General features: G+C 67.4%; 18 protein-coding genes. 9 read left to right on the top strand and 9 right to left on the bottom strand.

What is annotated here, in order from left to right; genetic code table 11:
• Positions 1 to 533 precede the first annotated feature (533 nt).
• The gene (locus WT24_RS02315; protein WP_060030882.1) at positions 534 to 2,513 is read left to right on the top strand and encodes a Xaa-Pro dipeptidyl-peptidase; all 1,980 of its coding nucleotides are present in this window, start codon (positions 534 to 536) and stop codon (positions 2,511 to 2,513) included.
• 131 nt (positions 2,514 to 2,644) lie between these two features.
• Entirely contained in the window at positions 2,645 to 3,013 is a 369-nt protein-coding gene (locus WT24_RS02310) for an NUDIX domain-containing protein (protein ID WP_059790023.1), read from the top strand.
• A 21-nt stretch (positions 3,014 to 3,034) separates the two neighbouring features.
• Here the strand turns inward: WT24_RS02310 and WT24_RS02305 are convergent, their stop codons facing one another.
• Entirely contained in the window at positions 3,035 to 3,964 is a 930-nt protein-coding gene (locus WT24_RS02305) for a 2-hydroxyacid dehydrogenase (protein ID WP_060030879.1), read from the bottom strand.
• A 166-nt stretch (positions 3,965 to 4,130) separates the two neighbouring features.
• Between WT24_RS02305 and WT24_RS02300 the strand changes: the two genes are divergently transcribed.
• From WT24_RS02300 to WT24_RS02270, 7 genes are all read left to right on the top strand, one after another.
• Positions 4,131 to 5,054, top strand: a complete 924-nt coding sequence (locus WT24_RS02300; protein WP_060030876.1) for an ABC transporter substrate-binding protein — start codon at positions 4,131 to 4,133, stop codon at positions 5,052 to 5,054.
• A complete protein-coding gene (locus tag WT24_RS02295; protein WP_060030873.1) occupies positions 5,051 to 6,229 on the top strand; it encodes an ABC transporter permease in 1,179 nt (392 codons plus the stop codon). Before WT24_RS02300 ends, WT24_RS02295 begins: the two co-directional genes overlap by 4 nt.
• Positions 6,226 to 7,173, top strand: a complete 948-nt coding sequence (locus tag WT24_RS02290) for an ABC transporter ATP-binding protein (protein ID WP_060030870.1) — start codon at positions 6,226 to 6,228, stop codon at positions 7,171 to 7,173. Before WT24_RS02295 ends, WT24_RS02290 begins: the two co-directional genes overlap by 4 nt.
• Positions 7,170 to 7,937, top strand: a complete 768-nt coding sequence (locus WT24_RS02285; RefSeq protein WP_060030867.1) for an ABC transporter permease — start codon at positions 7,170 to 7,172, stop codon at positions 7,935 to 7,937. Before WT24_RS02290 ends, WT24_RS02285 begins: the two co-directional genes overlap by 4 nt.
• A 33-nt stretch (positions 7,938 to 7,970) precedes the next feature.
• On the top strand, positions 7,971 to 8,366 hold the full coding sequence (arr, locus tag WT24_RS02280; RefSeq protein ID WP_059502194.1) for an NAD(+)--rifampin ADP-ribosyltransferase: 396 nt from the start codon (positions 7,971 to 7,973) through the stop codon (positions 8,364 to 8,366).
• Positions 8,367 to 8,524: 158 nt separating this feature from the next.
• Positions 8,525 to 9,211, top strand: coding sequence for a lytic transglycosylase domain-containing protein (locus tag WT24_RS02275; protein WP_060030864.1), 687 nt, complete (start codon positions 8,525 to 8,527; stop codon positions 9,209 to 9,211).
• Positions 9,212 to 9,214: 3 nt separating this feature from the next.
• Positions 9,215 to 9,631, top strand: a complete 417-nt coding sequence (locus WT24_RS02270) for a lysozyme inhibitor LprI family protein (RefSeq protein ID WP_082742060.1) — start codon at positions 9,215 to 9,217, stop codon at positions 9,629 to 9,631.
• An 85-nt stretch (positions 9,632 to 9,716) separates the two neighbouring features.
• Here the strand turns inward: WT24_RS02270 and WT24_RS02265 are convergent, their stop codons facing one another.
• The 8 genes from WT24_RS02265 to WT24_RS02235 form a co-directional block, all read right to left on the bottom strand.
• Complete coding sequence (locus WT24_RS02265; RefSeq protein ID WP_060031118.1) at positions 9,717 to 11,063, bottom strand: HipA domain-containing protein; 1,347 nt, start codon at positions 11,061 to 11,063, stop codon at positions 9,717 to 9,719.
• A complete protein-coding gene (locus WT24_RS02260) occupies positions 11,063 to 11,389 on the bottom strand; it encodes a helix-turn-helix transcriptional regulator (protein WP_060030859.1) in 327 nt (108 codons plus the stop codon). The genes WT24_RS02265 and WT24_RS02260 overlap by 1 nt, the downstream gene beginning before the upstream one ends.
• Complete coding sequence (locus WT24_RS34790) at positions 11,352 to 11,528, bottom strand: hypothetical protein (protein ID WP_179949299.1); 177 nt, start codon at positions 11,526 to 11,528, stop codon at positions 11,352 to 11,354. Before WT24_RS34790 ends, WT24_RS02260 begins: the two co-directional genes overlap by 38 nt.
• A gap of 115 nt (positions 11,529 to 11,643) precedes the next feature.
• The gene (locus WT24_RS02255) at positions 11,644 to 12,084 is read right to left on the bottom strand and encodes a dihydroneopterin aldolase (RefSeq protein WP_060030856.1); all 441 of its coding nucleotides are present in this window, start codon (positions 12,082 to 12,084) and stop codon (positions 11,644 to 11,646) included.
• Positions 12,081 to 12,713, bottom strand: a complete 633-nt coding sequence (locus WT24_RS02250; protein ID WP_060030854.1) for a sarcosine oxidase subunit gamma — start codon at positions 12,711 to 12,713, stop codon at positions 12,081 to 12,083. The genes WT24_RS02255 and WT24_RS02250 overlap by 4 nt, the downstream gene beginning before the upstream one ends.
• The gene (locus tag WT24_RS02245; protein WP_060030851.1) at positions 12,703 to 15,714 is read right to left on the bottom strand and encodes a sarcosine oxidase subunit alpha family protein; all 3,012 of its coding nucleotides are present in this window, start codon (positions 15,712 to 15,714) and stop codon (positions 12,703 to 12,705) included. Before WT24_RS02245 ends, WT24_RS02250 begins: the two co-directional genes overlap by 11 nt.
• Complete coding sequence (locus WT24_RS02240; protein WP_059502184.1) at positions 15,711 to 16,025, bottom strand: sarcosine oxidase subunit delta; 315 nt, start codon at positions 16,023 to 16,025, stop codon at positions 15,711 to 15,713. The genes WT24_RS02245 and WT24_RS02240 overlap by 4 nt, the downstream gene beginning before the upstream one ends.
• A 25-nt stretch (positions 16,026 to 16,050) precedes the next feature.
• Positions 16,051 to 17,295 carry a sarcosine oxidase subunit beta family protein gene (locus tag WT24_RS02235; protein WP_059502182.1) on the bottom strand — a complete coding sequence of 415 codons (1,245 nt, stop codon included), beginning with the start codon at positions 17,293 to 17,295 and terminating at the stop codon, positions 16,051 to 16,053.
• Positions 17,296 to 17,305 lie beyond the last annotated feature (10 nt).

Genomic DNA, 17,305 nt, shown 5'->3' with positions numbered 1-17,305 from the left:
CGCCTTTCCCTGTTTACGGACGGGCTTCGGGAAGTCGGCTCGCCCGCCGCCGCGCAACGAAACTTTGTTTGACTCTAACTAAAAAAGTTTGACACGCGCATTTCACTGAGATAACTTTTGCGCAAGCTTCCGGAAAGCAATCCGGCCAGCGTGCCGACTCGCGTCGCGCTTTCCTGTCGTTGCAGCACCGCCGTTCGCAACATTCCCGCCTCATCGCGTCGTGCCGTTCCGTTTCATCCGAAACCTGAAGGAAGCTCGGGCATGCCCATATTCGATTCGCACTCCTGTATTTACGGCGTTCGCGGCGAACCGCCGCACTGACGATTTCCGTTCGGGGCGACGCGCTCGCCTCGACGCCGGCCGGCTGCGCGTCGCCTGACTCGCGCCGGCACCGGGCGAGCGTTCCGTACGTCTCGCCCGTCGTTGTTCGATGGTGCAGTTCCGCTTCATCCGACGCAGCACCCGGCCAGGCCGCAGGGGGCGTATCGCGAGCCGGCCGGTTCCAGACAAACACAAGAGACGAGGTCGATTCAATGAACATTCATCGAACCGGAGTGCGGCGCGCATGGCTGCCCGCGCTCGTGGCGGCCGCAACGCTTGCCGCGTGCGGCGGCGACGGCGGCGGCGGCGCGGCGGGCGTGTCAGCGCTCGCGCAGGGCCAACGGGAGGGGGCCGCCGCCGCGGCCGATACATCCGATACGCAATCGTTCGCGTCGCACTTTTCGCCGTCCGGCGTTCCTTACGCGAATCCCGCGAGCAACGGGCGCTACAAGCCGGTGATCAGCAACGGCCAGGTGCAGCCGTCGCTGTCGGGCGGCACGATCGAGGAGAACGCGTGGGTCGACACGCCGGTCGACTCCGACGGCGACGGCACGCGCGACCGCATCCACGTGCGCATCGTGCGGCCGTCCGAGACCGCGAACGGCGCGCGCACGCCCGTCATCGTGCTCGCGAGCCCGTATTACGCAGGGCTCGCCGACAGCCCCGACCACGACGTCGACGTCGAACTCGACGGCACGCCGCATCCGGCCGCGGCGGCCGGCGCCGCGGCATCGGCGTCCACCCGCATCCTGGCCGCCGCGCCGCAATCGCGGATGCTGCAGCAGGTCGAGGCGGCCGCCGCCGGCCGCTCGTGGATCGAAAGCTACTTCGTGCCGCGCGGCTTCACGATCGTCTATGCGGATTCGCTCGGCACCGCCGGCTCGGACGGCTGCCCGACGATCCTGACGCGCGACGAATCGGTTGCGATGGCGTCGGTGATCCGCTGGCTCGGCCGCGACGCGACCGCGAAGGACGCGAACGGCAAGACGGTCGTCGCGAACTGGTCGACGGGCCACGTCGGCATGTACGGCGTGTCGTACGACGGCACGCTGCCGAAGATGGTCGCGAGCCTGCGCACGCGCGGGCTCGACGCGATCGTGCCGGTGGCCGGGCTGTCGAACATGTACGGCTACTACCGCTCGGGCGGGCTCGTGCGCGCTCCGGAAGGCTACCAGGGCGAGGATGTCGACGTGTACATCAAGGCGCTGCTGACGAACGCGCATCCGGAGCGCTGCACGCACCTGATCGACGAAGCGCTGCAGCAGGAGGACCGCAAGACCGGCGACTATTCGCCGTTCTGGGCCGCGCGCGACATTCCGACCGCGTTCGCGGTCGCACCGGCGCTCGTCGCGCAGGGGCTCACCGACGACAACGTGCGCGTCGACCAGTCGACGTCGTGGTATCTGGCGATGCGACGCCAGGGCGTGCCGACCCAGCTGTGGCTGCATCGCCTGAAACACACCGATCCGACCCGTGTGCCGGCGATGGCCGACGCATGGACCGCGGAGGTGAACCGGTGGTTCACGCGCTACCTGATCGGCTATGACAACGGCGTCGAGCGCGATCCGCGCGCGGTGATCGCGCAAGCGGACGGCACGCTGCTGAAGGAAGCCGACTGGGCCGCACGGCACGCCACGCCGGTCACGTACTTCGCGGGCGGCGACGGCGCCGGCACCGGCACGCTGCTGCGGCTGCCGAGCGGCGGCCCGCTCGCACGCTTCACCGACGACGCGCGCATTCCCGCGCTCACGCTGGCGAACACGCCGACGGGCGAAAACCGCAGCCGCTTCGAGACGGCCCCGCTGACGGCCGCGACGCGCCTCTCCGGCGCCGCGACCGCGCGCGTCAGGCTGACCTTCACGGGTGTCGCGAACGTGACGGCGCTGTTGGTCGACCGCGCGCCGGACGGCACGGCGACGATCGTCACGCGTGCGTGGACCGACCCGCGCAACCGGTTGTCCGAGTGGGTGTCGCAACCCGTGCTGCCCGGCATGCCGTACGACCTGAAGCTGACGTTCATGCCGCGCGACTACAAGCTGGAAGCCGGCCACCGGCTGGGGCTCGTCGTCCTCTCCAGCGACTACGAGGCGACGCTGCGGCCGACGCCCGGCACGGGCCTGACGCTCGATCCGGCCGGCACGTCGGTGACGGTGCCGCTCGCGTCGTCGTCGTCCTCGTCGACAGGCGCGTAGCCGTGCGCCGGCTGCCGGCGTAACGACACCGCCTCCCCCGCCTGCATGCGCGTCGATGCGGGCGGGGATTCGCTGCACGAAAGAGGCACCTGCGATAGGCTGCGGAAATCGAATGCCTGCGGTGAGCCCACATGATTCCCATCAGCGCCAAAGCCATCGTCCGAGACGGACGTTCGGTCCTGTTCCTGCGCAACCCTCGCGGCGAGTGGGAGCTGCCTGGCGGCTGGCCCGAGGCCGGCGAATCGCTCGAAGCCGCCGTCGCGCGCGAAGTGCAGGAAGAATGCGGAATCGCCGCATCGGCAATCCGTTACGTGGGCAGCCGTTCGTGCGAGGTTGTGCCGGGCAGGCGCGTACTGATCGTGTGCTTCGCGTGCCAGGTCGAGCGCCGTGAAATCGTGCTGAGCGCCGAGCACGACCGGTTCGGCTGGATCGATCTCGATGCCGACAAGCCGGCGAACCTGCCGGATTTCTACTGGGCATTCTGCAAACAGGCGGACTGACTCGACGCCGCCGCCCGGCGCTTACACCGGCGTCAACACCGGTTGCCCGGCGAAATGCCGCGCCGCGTTGTCGAGAAACTGCCGCACCGAACGATCGAGCGCCTCGGGCGACCAGCCGCCCATGTGCGGCGTCAGCACGACGCTGTCGAGATCCGTCAGCGCACGCGGCGGCTCCGGTTCGCCTTCGTACACGTCGAGCCCCGCCCCCGCGATGCGTCGTTCGCGCAGCGCATCCGCCAAAGCAGCGGTATCGACAACGCTGCCGCGCGACACGTTGACGAGAAAGCCGCCGGGGCCGAGTGCGTCGAGCACGGTGCGATCGATCAGGTGCCGCGTGCCCGCGCCGCCCGGCGTCGCGACGATCAGGAAATCGGCCCACTGCGCGAGTGCGTCGATCCGGTCGAAATAACGGTACGGCCCCGGCTTCTCCGACCGGTTGTGATAGCCGATCTCGATGTCGAAGCCGGCCGCGCGGCGCGCGCATTTCTCGCCGATCTTGCCGAGCCCGACGATGCCGAGCTTCTTGCCCGACACGTTCGGCGGCGTCGACAGCCCGTCGCGCCACACGCCCGCGCGGGTTTTCGCATCGAGTTGCACGACGTTGCGCACCGCCGCGAGCAGCAGCGCGAACGCGTGATCGGCGACGCAGTCGTCGTTGGTGCCGGCGCCCGTGACCACGGTAATGCCGCGCGCCTTCGCGTGCGCGACGTCGATGTGCTCGTAGCCCGCGCCGAGCGCGCTGACGAACGTGAGCCGCGGCAGCCGATCGATTTCGGCGGCGGTCAACCCCGTGCTGCCGTTGGTCAGCACCGCGCGAATCGTGCTGCCGTGTGCGGCGATCGCGCGTTCGCGCTCGTCGGGCGTCGGGGCGTAGTGCACGTCGAACGACGCGGCGATCTCGCGATGCGCGTCGGCGCGCAGCGCGATGAGGACCAGCAGCTCGGGCTTCATGTCAGCAAATGTCCGCAGGCGGGAACGAATTTCAGTGTAACAAGCCCGTATGACGGGTGCGGGTTATCCCCACACCGGCTGTGGGCACGCCGCCGCACGCGGTTTGCCAAAGCCGGCTCAGTCAAGTAACTTTCGGCGTACGCCCCCGTCCTGGAGATTGGCCCCGATGAAGCTCGCCCTGCCCGCCCGGATTCTGGGCCTCGCGTTCGCCGCCGCCATCGCGGCGCCCGGCGCGCACGCCGACACGCCCGTCGTGGTGTCGTCGAAGATCGACACCGAAGGCAACCTGCTCGGCAACCTCATTTCACAGGTGCTGAAGGCCCACGGCATTCCCGTCACCGAAAAGATCGCGCTCGGCACGACGCCGATCGTGCGCAAGGCGCTCACGAGCGGCGAGATCGACATCTACCCCGAATACACGGGCAACGCCGCGTTCTTCTTCAACAAGGCCGACGACCCGTTGTGGAAGAACTCGAGCCAGGGCTACGACACCGCGAAGAAGCTCGACTACGCGGCGAACCATCTCGTGTGGCTCGCACCGGCGCCCGCGAACAACACGTGGGGCGTCGCGCTGCTCGCGCCCATCGCGCAGTCGCAGCACCTGAAGACCTTCTCCGACTTCGGCAAGTGGGTGGCCGGCGGCGGCAAGGTGAAGCTCGCGGCGTCGGCCGAATTCGTGAACAGCGCGTCCGCGCTACCGTCGTTCGAGAAAGCGTACGGCTTCAAGCTGAAGCCCGAGCAGCTCGTCGTGCTGTCCGGCGGCGACACGGCCGCGACGATCAAGGCCGCCGCGAACCAGACCGACGGCGTGAACGCCGCGATGGTCTACGGCACCGACGGCGGTATCGCATCGAGCGGCCTCGCGGTGCTCGACGACGACAAGCACGTGCAGCCCGTCTATGCGCCGGCGCCGGTGATCCGCGAAGCCGCGCTGAAAGCGCATCCGCAAATCGCCGAGTATTTGAAGCCCGTGTTCGCGAGCCTCGACCTGAAGACGCTGCAATCGCTGAACGCGCGCATCCAGCTCAACGGCGAGCCGGCTGCCGGCGTCGCGAAAAGCTATCTGAAATCGAAGGGTTTCGTGAAATGACGGAGGGCGCGGCGGCGTCCGCGCGGCGCGTCACGCTCGACAAGGTCGGCATCCTGATCGGCGTACTGACGATCGTCGCCGTGTTCGGCCTGTCGTTCGCGGTGCTGCGGCCGAACCGGATCGCGGCCGGCACCGGGCTATCGGTGTTCGCCGCGCTGCCCGCGATGCAGGGCGCCGCGCTCGCCGCGCTATGGACCGCCGGCGCGCTGTGGGCGATGACCGCGAGCCGTCCCGCGTGGCGGCTCGCGGCCGGCTGCACGGGGCTCGCGACGCTCGCGTATGCCGTCGGCGCGGCCGCGACGCACGTCGTCGCACCCGACGACATGCTGGCCCGCGTGTCGCCCGACGCCGGCGTCTGGCTGCTGCTGTTCGCGTGGACGGTGCTCATCGCCGACGCGCTCGCACGCCTCGCGTTCGGCCCGTGGCGGCGCCTCGCCGCGCTCGCCGTCGCGATAGCGGCGGTTTCCGTGCCGCTCGCGAGCGGCTGGTGGGACGGCCTCTCCGTGATGCGCGAATACGCGGTGCGCAGCGACGATTTCTGGCGCGAAGCGATCCGTCACGTGTCGCTCGCGGGCGGCTCGGTCGCCGCCGCGCTCGTCGCGGGCGTGCCGCTCGGCATCGCGTGCGCGCGCATCGCGGCGGTGCGCACCGTCGCGATGCCCGTGCTCAATATCGTGCAGACGATCCCCAGCATCGCGATGTACGGGCTGATGATGGCGCCGCTCGGCCTGCTCGCCGCGCACGTGCCGCTCGCGGCCGCACTCGGCATCCGCGGCATCGGCGTCGCGCCGGCCGCGCTCGCGCTGTTCCTCTACTCGCTGCTGCCGATCGCATCGAGCGTCGTGGTCGGGCTCGGACAGGTGCCGCCGCACGTGACCGAAGCGGCGCGCGCGATGGGCATGACACGCGCGCAGCGGCTGCTGCGCGTCGATCTCGTGCTCGCGCTGCCGGTGATCCTGAGCGGCGTGCGCATCGTGCTCGTGCAGAACATCGGCCTGACCGCGGTTGCCGCGCTGATCGGCGGCGGCGGATTCGGCACGTTCATCTTCCAGGGGATCGGGCAATCGGCCGCCGATCTCGTGCTGCTCGGCGCGATCCCGACGATCGCGCTCGCACTGGCGGCCGCCGTCGTGTTCGAAGCCGCGACGTCGCTCGCGAAGGGGCGTGCAGGATGATCGAGATCGAACGGATCGGCAAACGCTTCGGCGACGTGGTCGCCGTCGACGACGTATCGCTGACGATACAGCGCGGCACGATCACCGCGCTCGTGGGCGCATCGGGCAGCGGCAAGTCGACGCTCTTGCGCATGATCAACCGGCTGATCGCGCCGACCAGCGGCACGATCCGCATCGACGGCGTCGATACGGCGACCGTCGCGCCCGAGCAACTGCGCCGCGGCATCGGCTACGCGATCCAGGGGCACGGGCTGTTTCCGCACTGGAGCGTCGCGCGCAACATCGCGACCGTGCCGCGCCTGCTCGGCTGGCCGGCCGCCCGTATCGACGCGCGCGTAAACGAACTGCTCGACCTGTTCCATCTCGCGCCGGCCGAATTCGCGGGCAAGCTGCCGCACGAACTGTCGGGCGGCCAGCAGCAGCGCGTCGGCGTTGCGCGCGCGCTCGCGGCCGAGCCCGCGATGCTGCTGATGGACGAACCGTTCGGCGCGCTCGATCCGATCATCCGCAACAAGGCGCAGGACGACCTGTTCGCGCTGCAGCGCCGCCTCGGCATCACGGTCGTGATCGTCACGCACGATATCGAGGAAGCGCTGAAGCTCGGCGACACGATCGCGGTGATGGACGGCGGCCGGCTGTTGCAGGTCGCGCCGCCCGCCGAAATTCTCGGCAAGCCGGCAGCGGGTGTCGTCGAGCAGCTCGTCGCGGGCGTCGACCGGCCGCTGCGCCTGCTCGCGCTGACGCCGATCGATGCAGTGGCCGAAGCCGGCCGCGCCGACGGCGAGCCGATCGCGGCGACACGCACGCTGCGCGATGCGGTGTCCGAATTATTGTGGCGCGGTGTCGACGCGCTGCCCGTCGACGATACGGCCAGCGGCAACGCGCACGGCCCCCGCCGCATCACGCTCGACGCGATCCGTTCGCACGCGAGGCAGCCCGCATGACGACGCGCAGCAGCGTGCGGCCCAGGCGGTCTTCGCTTGCCGCGTACGTCGCCCGCGCGGCCGCGCTCGCGCTGCTGCTCGTGCTGCTGTTGCGCCCCGCGTGGCTGCACGGCCTGTTCGCGCCGTTCGCGGACAACGGCGCGCCGGTGATCTACGATCGCGCGAGCCTGCTCGATCTCACGCTCGCGCATCTCGGCACGGTCGCGCTGTCGAGCCTGATCGGCACGATCGTCGCGGTCGCGGCCGGCATCGCGGTCACGCGGCGGTTCGGCGCGGATTTCCTGCCGGTCGCGCGCAGCGTCGTCGATATCGGCCAGACCTTCCCGCCGGTCGCCGTGCTCGCGCTTGCCGTGCCGGCAGTCGGCTTCGGATTGAAACCCGTGCTGATCGCGCTCGTGCTGTACGGGCTCCTGCCGATTTTCGAAAGCACGATCGCCGGGCTCGAGGACGTGCCGCGCGACGTCGTCGATGCCGCGCGGGGGATGGGCATGAGCGGCTGGCAGCAACTGGTGTCCGTCGAGCTGCCGCTCGCGTTCCCGGTGATCGTCAACGGCGTCCGCCTTGCGGTCGTGATCAATCTCGGCACCGCGACGATCGGCTCGACGGTCGCCGCGCGCGGGCTCGGCGACGTGATCATCGCGGGCCTGCAGACGTCGAACACCGCGTTCGTGCTGCAAGGCGGCGTGATCGTCGGCTTGCTCGCAGTACTCGTCAGCGACGCGATCGGCGCGATTGCGCGGGTGGCGAGCGCGCGGCGCGCTTAGCATCGGTCACGCAATTTTTTCGAAGGAGCCACCATGCCAGTCCTGGACGCCGGCCCGTTTTTTCATGGCACGAAAGCGAATTTGCGGATCGGCGATTTGCTGACGGCGGGCTTCAGATCGAATTATCGGGACGACGTCGTCATGAATCATGTTTATTTCACGGCGCTGCCCAAAGGCGCGGGCCTGGCTGCCGAAATGGCCAAAGGCGAGGGCCGACCGCGCGTCTACATCGTCGAGCCCACCGGCGAATTCGAAAACGACCCGAACGTCACGGACAAGAAATTCCCCGGCAATCCGACGCGATCGTATCGAAGCACACTGCCGTTGAAAATCGTCGGCGAACTCGATAGCTGGGAACCCTACGATCCCGAGTTCATCCAGCAACTCAGAAGCCGCATCGAAACCGGCATCGGCGAGATCATCAACTAGCGTTTCGTCCGGACTCCGATGCGTGTCCGCGCAACGATCGGCGCGTCGATCGTTGTGGACGTCACAAGCCTACACGTCGCTTTCATTCGAGCGGGCGCTCGACCGTCTTCCTCGATTGGTCGATATACTATGCGCCTCCCATTTTCCCGCACTCGACCATGCGACGACGGTTCTTCTGGCTGATCGTGCTTTCGCTCGGCATTGCGCAACAGGCCGCGGCGCAGCAGGCGCCCGCATTGCCCGCCTCCGCGCCCGACGTACCGGCATCCGCGCCGACTGTCGCGTCCGCGCCGCTCGCGAACGCCAACGATCAGCCGAACGAAGCAAACCGCCGCATCACGTCCTACCTGACGAAGAAATTCGGCGTCGCAAGAGAAAAGGCTGCGAAGCTCGCCGATATCGTGAGCGTGACTGCGACGAAATATTCGCTGCCGCCGGCACTCGTTTACGCGATCATTTCGATCGAATCGCGCTTCCAGGAAAAGGCACGCGGCCAGCACGGCGCGACCGGGTTGATGCAGGTCGTGCCGTCCGCGCACCGCGGCATGCTGCGCAACGTGAAGGATCTCACCGAGCCGAATGCGAACGTCGATGCCGGCTCGCGCATTCTGTCGGGCTACGTGAAAGCGGCCGGCGGCAACGTGCAGGCCGGGCTGAAGAGCTACAGCGGCGGATCCAGTGCATATGCGGCGAAGGTGATGCAGCGGGTCGATTCGTTCCGGTTCGTGCTCGAACCCGAGGACGACGCGAAAAGCGCGAGTACCGCGAACGACGGGAAGGCGCACATGGTGCCGGTCGGCGATCCGTCCGGCCCGGCGCACGCCGCGAACCGCAACGCGAAGTAAGTAATGGGCACCCGCGTTCGCACGGCTCCGGCCCGACGCTGCGCGGCCCGGCTGTTCGCCATTGTCGCGCTGTCGGCCGCCCCTGTATCGGCTTTCGCTGTCGTCGACTGCGAACAGGCAGGGCCGACGATGGACGCCGTGCGACGCTGCGTGCTCGATCAGCAGCAGCAGCAAGTCGACAGCGCATACCGGTCGCTCGCTCGCAAGCTACGCCAACGCAACCCCGACGCTGCCGCCCAACTCGCGAAATCGCAGACGAGTTGGGCCGGCTTTGCCGGCGATACTTGTAACTACGTGAAGATCGCCAATCCGCAGCAGACGATTCCGAATGACGCTTGGCTCAACTGTTGGGTGGATTTCAGTCAGGCACGCGTGCGCATCCTGAAGAAGTGGGAAGCCCAGTTGACACTGCCGAACTGAACTGTCGCCCATTCCGTGGCGCCCGTCATTCCTGCGCGCAACGCGCGCGCAGACGTGGCGTGCCGACGGTCGATGAAGCACACGCTCAGAGCAGCGCAGCGTCGACCTTTGGCACCATAGGCGCAATACGCCTGACGCGTTCGGCCTGCGCTCGCACGTACTCGGCGATACGATGCACCCACGCGCGCTCGTCGCCCACATAGACGGCCGACTCCGCCAGCCCAGGAGCCAGTTTCGCAGCCAGCGTGGCCATCCGCGCCATTTCACGCGCAACGAGCGCCGGCCGGATCCGCACGCGATGCGCGAAGTCCGCGAGCGCGAAAGCGGTCAGTTCCTCGGTGCGGAACACATCTCCGTACGCCATCGCCATGTCCTGCACATAAGCGTCGCCGTACACGTTCACACAGACCAGATCGTAAAACGGCGCCGGCTCGAGCCCGGTGCTGCTGACGAAAAACGAAATGTTCTTGCCATGCGCGTCGCTGTTGCCGATCAGCAGTTGCAGCAACGCCCAGCGCAGCATGATCGTGCGCGCGGCGACCGGTGTCTCCAGCGACGATGTCAGCGAAAACAGCTTCTCGAAGCTCACGCCTTCGCGAATATTGCGCACGTCCGCGTTGTTGCCGAGATTGCGTTCGTATTTGAGCGTCGCCGGCAAATCGAGGGCCTGACATCCATCGATGACATGAAGCCGCCGCACAGCGCTCACGCGCCGCGGATCGTCCGGGTCGGTCGTCACGAGCCGGTCGAATCGTTCGATCAGCAGAATGGGCTCGGGGATACGTCGAATCTCGACATGCGCGACCGGCAAACCCATGCGGGCCGCCAGCGTCATGCAGAAATGCTCGTTGGCGACCATGCACGGCGCGTTCGGGCTGCGCGAGTCGGGCTTCAGAATATGCGAGCTGCTCAGCGCCCCGTCCACGAGCGCGAACTGCTCGCCTTCGACAAGCACCTGCAGCTTGTCCTGATGGCCGGCGATCGATAGGCGCACCCGATCGTCCCAGACGGGAAACGGGATCGCATCGCGCTTGCGAATACGGTCGGCCAGTTCCTCCGCTGAGATCGGTCGGCGCACGGGTTCGAGAGGTTCAGTCGGCTGCCCTGCCTCGTCGTCCGGAACGAAGCTCAACGCACCGACGGGCTCCTTGCCGAGCATCCGGATCAGGCCGAAAACGTTGTCCTTCGATATCTGATACATCGATGCGGCCACATCGAGTGCGCGGCCCTCGGGAAGCAGATTGCCCACGAAGCGCTGGATCGCGCCCGTCGTCAGCTTGCCATCGAGCGGAATGCACGGCGACAACGCAAACGCGTCTGATCGTGCGAGCCACGCCGGATCGTAGGAAAAACCGTAGTCGTCGCGGCGGGCATCGTAAGTCAGTTCCCCGACCGGCGAGCCGTCAGCCGAAATTCGCAGGCGATGGATCATCATGTGCCCTCGGGCGAACCGGGCGAAGCGGCACGTATCGTCGCGTGATCGCGCACTGCCTTGCGCGCCACCTGAACGTCGCGTTTCGGCACGACGAGCAAATTCAGGCCAAAACCGTCGAGCACCTTGAACAGCTTGTCGAGACTCACCGCGCGCCCGTTTTCGAGGCGTGACAGCACGTCCTTGGAGACGCCAAGCATGTCGGCAGCATCGTCAATCCGCATCTGGGTCTGCGCGCGCCGGTTGCGCACGAGCGCCCCCAAGGCGGCGAGATCCAGTGCGAGCGGGTCAGGTATCGCGACGGGTCGCGGTAGGGTGCGGGCCATAATTCCGAAATTTCAGGAACAACGCGCCATCGAGGTCGATCGACAGCATAGTTACGAGAATATCGGAATTATAGCGATTCGTCGGCCAGATGGCCAATTGTTCTGTTATTTCAGGAATAAACACACCAAAGGCCGCCATTGAATCATTATTCTCATATTTCAGGAACTATAGACGAGTACGGCGGCGCATTCGCGCCGCCGTCCCATGGAGTCGCCGGATCACCTCCCTCGTGCCTCGATCCAGCCCCCTCCGATCAAAGCTGCCCCGCCGCCCCCGTCCACCGCAGATAATCGCCGCGCGTCCAGTCGAGCGACACGCCCACGCGCTTCGTCCCCGGCCGGATCTTCGGCTTGTGCACCGACAGCGTCAGCGATTCCAGCGCCGGCCATTCGCGAAACGACAGCACCGCGAGATCGGCGACGAGCGTCTCCAGCAGCCGCGTATGCGGCTTGTGCGACAGGAACGACGCGACACGCGCGCAATAGCCGTCGTAATCGATCCACTCGCCCTGCTCGCTCGGCTCGCAGCGATACCCGAGCCGCGCATCGATCACGATCGGCTGCGGCGCTTCATGCTCGTGCGCATGGATGCCGATGCGTGCGGGCACCTTCAGTTCGTCGACGAACACGCTCCAGCCGCACCCGCGCAGGCGCGGCGCGTCGATCGCCACGAACGGTTCGTCGAACGGCTTCATGATGCGAGCGGCGCCGCGGCGTCGAGCATGATGCGCGCGAAATAGTCGGCGAAGCTGCGACGCAGGACGATCTCGAACGACGCGTCGCCGGTCGGGATCAGCGTGATCGGCGACTTGAAGTAGTGCGACTGCGCGCACTGGCCCGGCTTGAACACGCGCGGATGCAGATCGAGCGGGCAGCCGCGCGCGATCACGTCGCGCACGCGTTCGCCGCTGACCTCGACGACCGTGTAGCCGCTGCCGACGTCGACGGCCGCCGCATACGAGCCCTGCACGGCCTCCGCCAGCTTCGCTTCGAGCACGCCGGCCTGAACCGGCCCGTTCGACCGCACGAGCCATTCGTCAGGGCCGAGCCACAGCACGTCGTACTCGGCGCCGCGCGCCACCGTGTTCGGCTCCGCGGGCGGCCGGCAGCCGACCACACGCTCGAACGCGGCGACGAATGCCGGGTCGCTCAACTCGCCGCGCACGTTGACGAGATCGAGGAACGGCCGCTCGCGCAGCGCGAACTTCTTCGATGCGCGCGCCTGGTGCGCCTTCAGCACGTCGGCCGCGCCGACGAACGGCGACTCGAGCGTCACGCCGCCCGCACCCGCCACCTGCGTCTGGTTTCTCGTTTCATTCCACATGCTGACGCACCCCTTCGGTATCGTAGAAAACCGGGCTCGAGATCTTCGCGGTGACACGCTTGCCGTTGGCCAGCGGAATCACGACGCTCTCGCCCATCTTGTTCAGGCCGCCCTTCACCACCGCGAGCGCGATCGAGCGCTTCAGGATCGGGCTGTAGTAGCTCGACGTCACGTGGCCGATCATCGGCGTCGGATCGACCGCCGACACCTGCGTGTCCTTCGCGATGATCTGCGCGCCTTCCGGCAGCACGAACTGTTCGTCCTCGGTCAGCAGGCCGACGAACTGCTTGCGGCCTTCCTTCGCGGTATCCGAGCGCGTCAGCGAACGCTTGCCGAGGAAGTCCTTCGACTTCGCGACGAGCCCGCCCATCCCGAGGTCGTACGGCGTGATCGAGCCGTCGGTATCCTGGCCGACGATGATGTAGCCCTTCTCCGCGCGCAGCACGTGCATCGTCTCGGTGCCGTACGGCGTGATGTCGAACTCGGCGCCGGCCGCCATCAGAGCTTCCCACACCGCGCGGCCCGCATTCGCCGGCACGTTCACTTCGTAGGCCAGCTCGCCCGAGAAGCTGATCCGCATCACGCGCGCCTTCGCGCCGGCGACGGTGCCGTTGCGGTAGCTCATGAACGGGAACGCTTCGTTGCCGAAGTCGATGTCCTGGCACACCTTCTGCACGACCTTGCGGCTCTTCGGGCCGACCACCGCAAACGTCGCCCAGTGATCGGTGACGGACGCGAGCCGCACCTTCATGTCGGGCCATTCGGTCTGCAGCCAGCGCTCGAGCCACGTCAGCACGCGCGCCGCGCCGCCGGTGGTGGTCGTCATCATGAAATGCTGGTCGGCGAGGCGCACGGTCACGCCGTCGTCGAACACCATCCCGTTTTCGTCGAGCATCAACCCGTAGCGGCATTTGCCGATTTCGAGCTTGTTCCACGGATTCGTGTACATCCAGTTCAGCAGCTTCACCGCGTCCGGGCCCTGGATGTCGATCTTGCCGAGCGTCGACGCGTCGAGAATGCCGACGCCATTACGCACCGCGAGGCATTCGCGCTTCACGGCCGCATGGAGATCCTCGCCGTTCTTCGGGAAATACCACGGCCGCTTCCAGTTGCCGACGTCCTCGAACATCGCGCCGTGCTCGACGTGCCATTCGTGCACGGCCGTCTTGCGGATCGGGTCGAGGAAATCGCCCGTCTCGCGGCCCGCGAACGTGCCGAACGACACGGGCGTGTAGTTCGGGCGGAACGTCGTCGTACCCGTTTCCGGAATCGTCTTGCCGAGCGCGCCCGCGAGGATCGCCATCCCGTTGATGTTGCCGAGCTTGCCCTGGTCGGTGCCGAAGCCCATCGCCGTATAGCGCTTCACGTGCTCGACCGACTCGAAGCCTTCGCGCGCGGCGAGCAGGATGTCGGCGGCCGCCACGTCGTTCTGGAAGTCGACGAACTGCTTGGGGCCGCGCGCGGCCGCCTCGCGGCTGCCGACGAGCCACAACGGCTGCAGCGCGCCTTCGACGGCTTCGGCGACCTGCGGTACGGCCGGGCGCTGCGCGGCGGTGAAGCCGGCGGCCTTCGCCGCTTCCACGCCCGCATCGACCGCGAGCCGCAGCGCACGGGCCAGCCCCAATTCGCCGGCCGCCGCACCGATGCTCGCTTCCGCCTGCACGGGCTTGCCCGGCAGGAAGCACGCCTTCTCGTCGTTCCAGCACGCCTTGCCGCCCGATTGCGCGAACAGGTGCAGCACCGGGCTGAAGCCGCCCGACATCGCGACGAGGTCGCACGGCAGCGTCTGCAGCTTGCCGCCGGTCTGGCCGTTCGAGTAGGACGCGACGTCGACCGACGATACGCGCCACTTGCCCGATGCGGCCGTGACGACCGCGCCGCTCATCACCGTCACGCCCTGCCGCTTGGCCGCGGCCGGCAGCGCGCCGTTCGACGACGCGCGCGAATCGACGACCGTCACCTTCGCCCCGCATGCCTTCAGGTCGAGCGCGGTCTGGTATGCACGGTCGTTGTTCGTGAACACGACCACGTTGCGGCCCGGCAGCACGCCGAAGCGATGCACGTAGGTGGACACCGCGCCCGCCAGCATCACGCCCGGCAGGTCGTTGTTGCCGAATACGATCGGCCGCTCGTGCGCGCCGGTCGCGAGGATCACGCGCTTCGCGCGGATCTTCCACAGCAGCTCGCGCGTGCCCTTGCGCATCGACACCGGCAGATGATCGGTCAGGCGCTGCGTGACCGTCACGAGGTTGTGGTCCTGATAACCGAACGCGGTGCTCCGCGACAGGATCGTCACGTCGGGCAGCTTGCGCAGTTCCGCCTCGATCTTCTCGACCCATTGCAGCGCGGGCTTCGCGTCGATCTCCGCGCGGCACGACAGCAGGCTGCCGCCGAGTTCGCGCTGGTCGTCGACGAGGGTCACGCGCGCGCCGGCCGTGGCGGCCGCATGCGCGGCGGCGAGGCCCGACGGGCCACCGCCGACCACGAGCACGTCGCAGTGCGCGTAGCACTTGTCGTAGCGATCGGCGTCGAGCACTTCGGGCGCCTTGCCGAGGCCGGCCGCTTCGCGGATCTTCTCTTCGTACTTCGGCCACATCTTGCGCGGCCACATGAACGTCTTGTAGTAGAACCCGGCCGGCATGAAGCGCGAGAACTTCTGGTTGATCGCGTACTTGTCGTTCTCGAGCGTCGGCTCGGCGTTCACGCTCGTCGCGACGAGCCCCTGGTACAGCTCGATCTCGGTCGCGCGTGCGTTCGGCACGGTGTACGGACCGGTTTCGAGCTGCACGACGGCATTCGGTTCCGCCACGTCCGCCGTCACGATCCCGCGCGGACGGTGATACTTGAAACTGCGCGCGACGAAATGCACGCCGTTCGCGAGCAGCGCGGACGCGAGCGTGTCGCCCTGGAAGCCCTGGTACGTGCGGCCGTTGAACGTGAACGTCAACGGAATCGCGCGATTGATCCGGCCACCGGTGCCGAGGCGGTCTTTCTGGCTCATTTGCTCGTGCCCTCTTCGTTTGCGTTGCCGGCGGCCGCGCCACTGATGGCAGCCCCGCCGAACTTTTCGTAGCCCTTGATATCGTAGGTCACCGTGTCGCGCGTGACCTTGAACCAGCGGCGGCAACCCTGCGTGTGAAGCCATTGCTCCTTGTGCAGCCCGCGCTTGTTCTCGCGCATGAACACGTATTCGCCCCATTCGCGGTCGGTCATGGTCTCGTTCGCCACCGGGCGCACGATGTCGGCTTCGCCGCCGCACGTGAATTCGGATTCGGCGCGCGGCCCGCACCACGGACATTCGATCAGCAACATGTTTGTTTCTCCTTCAATGCGGGGGTTAGTGCGCGACGGCGGCGGCGCCGTGCTCGTCGATCAGATGGCCCGTGTAGAAGCGGTCGAGCGCGAACGGTGCGTTCAGCGGATGCGGTTCGTCGCGGGCGATCGTGTGCGCGAACACCCAGCCCGAGCCTGGCGTCGCCTTGAAGCCGCCGGTGCCCCAGCCGCAGTTGAAATACAGGCCCTTCACGTCGGTCTTGGTGATGATCGGGCACGCGTCCGGCGACACGTCGACGATGCCGCCCCACTGGCGGTTCATCCGCACGCGCGAGAACACCGGGAACATCTCGACGATCGCCTGCAGCGTGCTTTCGATGATATGGAAGCTGCCGCGCTGGCCGAAGCCCGTGTACTGGTCGATACCGGCGCCGATCACGAGGTCGCCCTTGTCGGACTGGCTGATGTACGCGTGCACCGCGTTCGACATGATCACCGAGTTCACCACCGGCTTGATCGGCTCGGACACCAGCGCCTGCAGCGGGTGGCTTTCGATCGGCAGGCGGATGCCGGCCATGTCGGCGAGCGTCGTCGTGTTGCCGGCGGCCACCACCGCGACCTTCTTCGCCTTGATGAACCCCTTCACCGTGTCGACGCCGACCACCGCGCCGCCTTCGCGGCGAATGCCCGTCACCTGGCAGTTCTGGATGATGTCGACGCCGGCGCGGTCCGCGCCGCGTGCGAAGCCCCAGGCCACCGCATCGTGACGCGCGACGCCCGCACGGCGCTGGATCGATGCGCCGAGCACCGGGTAGCGACTGTTCAGGTTGATCGTCGGCTCGATTTCCTTGATCTGCGCGGGCGTCAGGAATTCGGCGTCGACGCCGTTCAGCCGGTTCGCGTTCACGCGGCGCTCGGTGTCGCGCACGTCCTGCAGCGTGTGCGCGAGGTTCATCACGCCGCGCTGGCTGAACATCACGTTGTAGTTCAGGTCCTGCGACAGCCCTTCCCACAGCTTCATCGCCTTCTCGTACAGCGCGGCCGATTCGTCCCACAGGTAGTTCGAGCGCACGATCGTCGTGTTGCGCGCGGTGTTGCCGCCGCCGATCCAGCCCTTCTCCAGGATCGCGACGTTCGTGATCCCGTGCTCCTTCGCGAGGTAGTACGCGGTCGCGAGGCCGTGGCCGCCGCCGCCGACGATCACGACGTCGTATTCCTTCTTCGGCTCCGGGCTCTTCCACTGCTTCTCCCAGTTCTCGTGATACGAGAGGCCGTTGCGGAACAGGCTGAATATCGAGTAGCGGCTCATGTTTGGATCC

It is taken from the genome of Burkholderia sp. MSMB1078WGS (genome assembly GCF_001528895.1).
Lineage (GTDB): Bacteria > Pseudomonadota > Gammaproteobacteria > Burkholderiales > Burkholderiaceae > Burkholderia.
Note: the sequence above shows the minus strand (reverse complement) of the source record. Positions and strands in the feature narration are given on the sequence as shown.

Excerpts from the sequence above, each read along its gene's own strand:
- WT24_RS02315 (WP_060030882.1), top strand. The coding sequence starts at position 534 with ATGAACATTCATCGAACCGGAGTGCGGCGCGCATGGCTGCCCGCGCTC.
- WT24_RS02310 (WP_059790023.1), top strand. The coding sequence starts at position 2,645 with ATGATTCCCATCAGCGCCAAAGCCATCGTCCGAGACGGACGTTCGGTC.
- WT24_RS02305 (WP_060030879.1), bottom strand. The coding sequence starts at position 3,964 with ATGAAGCCCGAGCTGCTGGTCCTCATCGCGCTGCGCGCCGACGCGCAT.
- WT24_RS02300 (WP_060030876.1), top strand. The coding sequence starts at position 4,131 with ATGAAGCTCGCCCTGCCCGCCCGGATTCTGGGCCTCGCGTTCGCCGCC.
- WT24_RS02295 (WP_060030873.1), top strand. The coding sequence starts at position 5,051 with ATGACGGAGGGCGCGGCGGCGTCCGCGCGGCGCGTCACGCTCGACAAG.
- WT24_RS02290 (WP_060030870.1), top strand. The coding sequence starts at position 6,226 with ATGATCGAGATCGAACGGATCGGCAAACGCTTCGGCGACGTGGTCGCC.
- WT24_RS02285 (WP_060030867.1), top strand. The coding sequence starts at position 7,170 with ATGACGACGCGCAGCAGCGTGCGGCCCAGGCGGTCTTCGCTTGCCGCG.
- arr (WP_059502194.1), top strand. The coding sequence starts at position 7,971 with ATGCCAGTCCTGGACGCCGGCCCGTTTTTTCATGGCACGAAAGCGAAT.
- WT24_RS02275 (WP_060030864.1), top strand. The coding sequence starts at position 8,525 with ATGCGACGACGGTTCTTCTGGCTGATCGTGCTTTCGCTCGGCATTGCG.
- WT24_RS02270 (WP_082742060.1), top strand. The coding sequence starts at position 9,215 with ATGGGCACCCGCGTTCGCACGGCTCCGGCCCGACGCTGCGCGGCCCGG.
- WT24_RS02265 (WP_060031118.1), bottom strand. The coding sequence starts at position 11,063 with ATGATCCATCGCCTGCGAATTTCGGCTGACGGCTCGCCGGTCGGGGAA.
- WT24_RS02260 (WP_060030859.1), bottom strand. The coding sequence starts at position 11,389 with ATGGCCCGCACCCTACCGCGACCCGTCGCGATACCTGACCCGCTCGCA.
- WT24_RS34790 (WP_179949299.1), bottom strand. The coding sequence starts at position 11,528 with ATGGCGGCCTTTGGTGTGTTTATTCCTGAAATAACAGAACAATTGGCC.
- WT24_RS02255 (WP_060030856.1), bottom strand. The coding sequence starts at position 12,084 with ATGAAGCCGTTCGACGAACCGTTCGTGGCGATCGACGCGCCGCGCCTG.
- WT24_RS02250 (WP_060030854.1), bottom strand. The coding sequence starts at position 12,713 with ATGTGGAATGAAACGAGAAACCAGACGCAGGTGGCGGGTGCGGGCGGC.
- WT24_RS02245 (WP_060030851.1), bottom strand. The coding sequence starts at position 15,714 with ATGAGCCAGAAAGACCGCCTCGGCACCGGTGGCCGGATCAATCGCGCG.
- WT24_RS02240 (WP_059502184.1), bottom strand. The coding sequence starts at position 16,025 with ATGTTGCTGATCGAATGTCCGTGGTGCGGGCCGCGCGCCGAATCCGAA.
- WT24_RS02235 (WP_059502182.1), bottom strand. The coding sequence starts at position 17,295 with ATGAGCCGCTACTCGATATTCAGCCTGTTCCGCAACGGCCTCTCGTAT.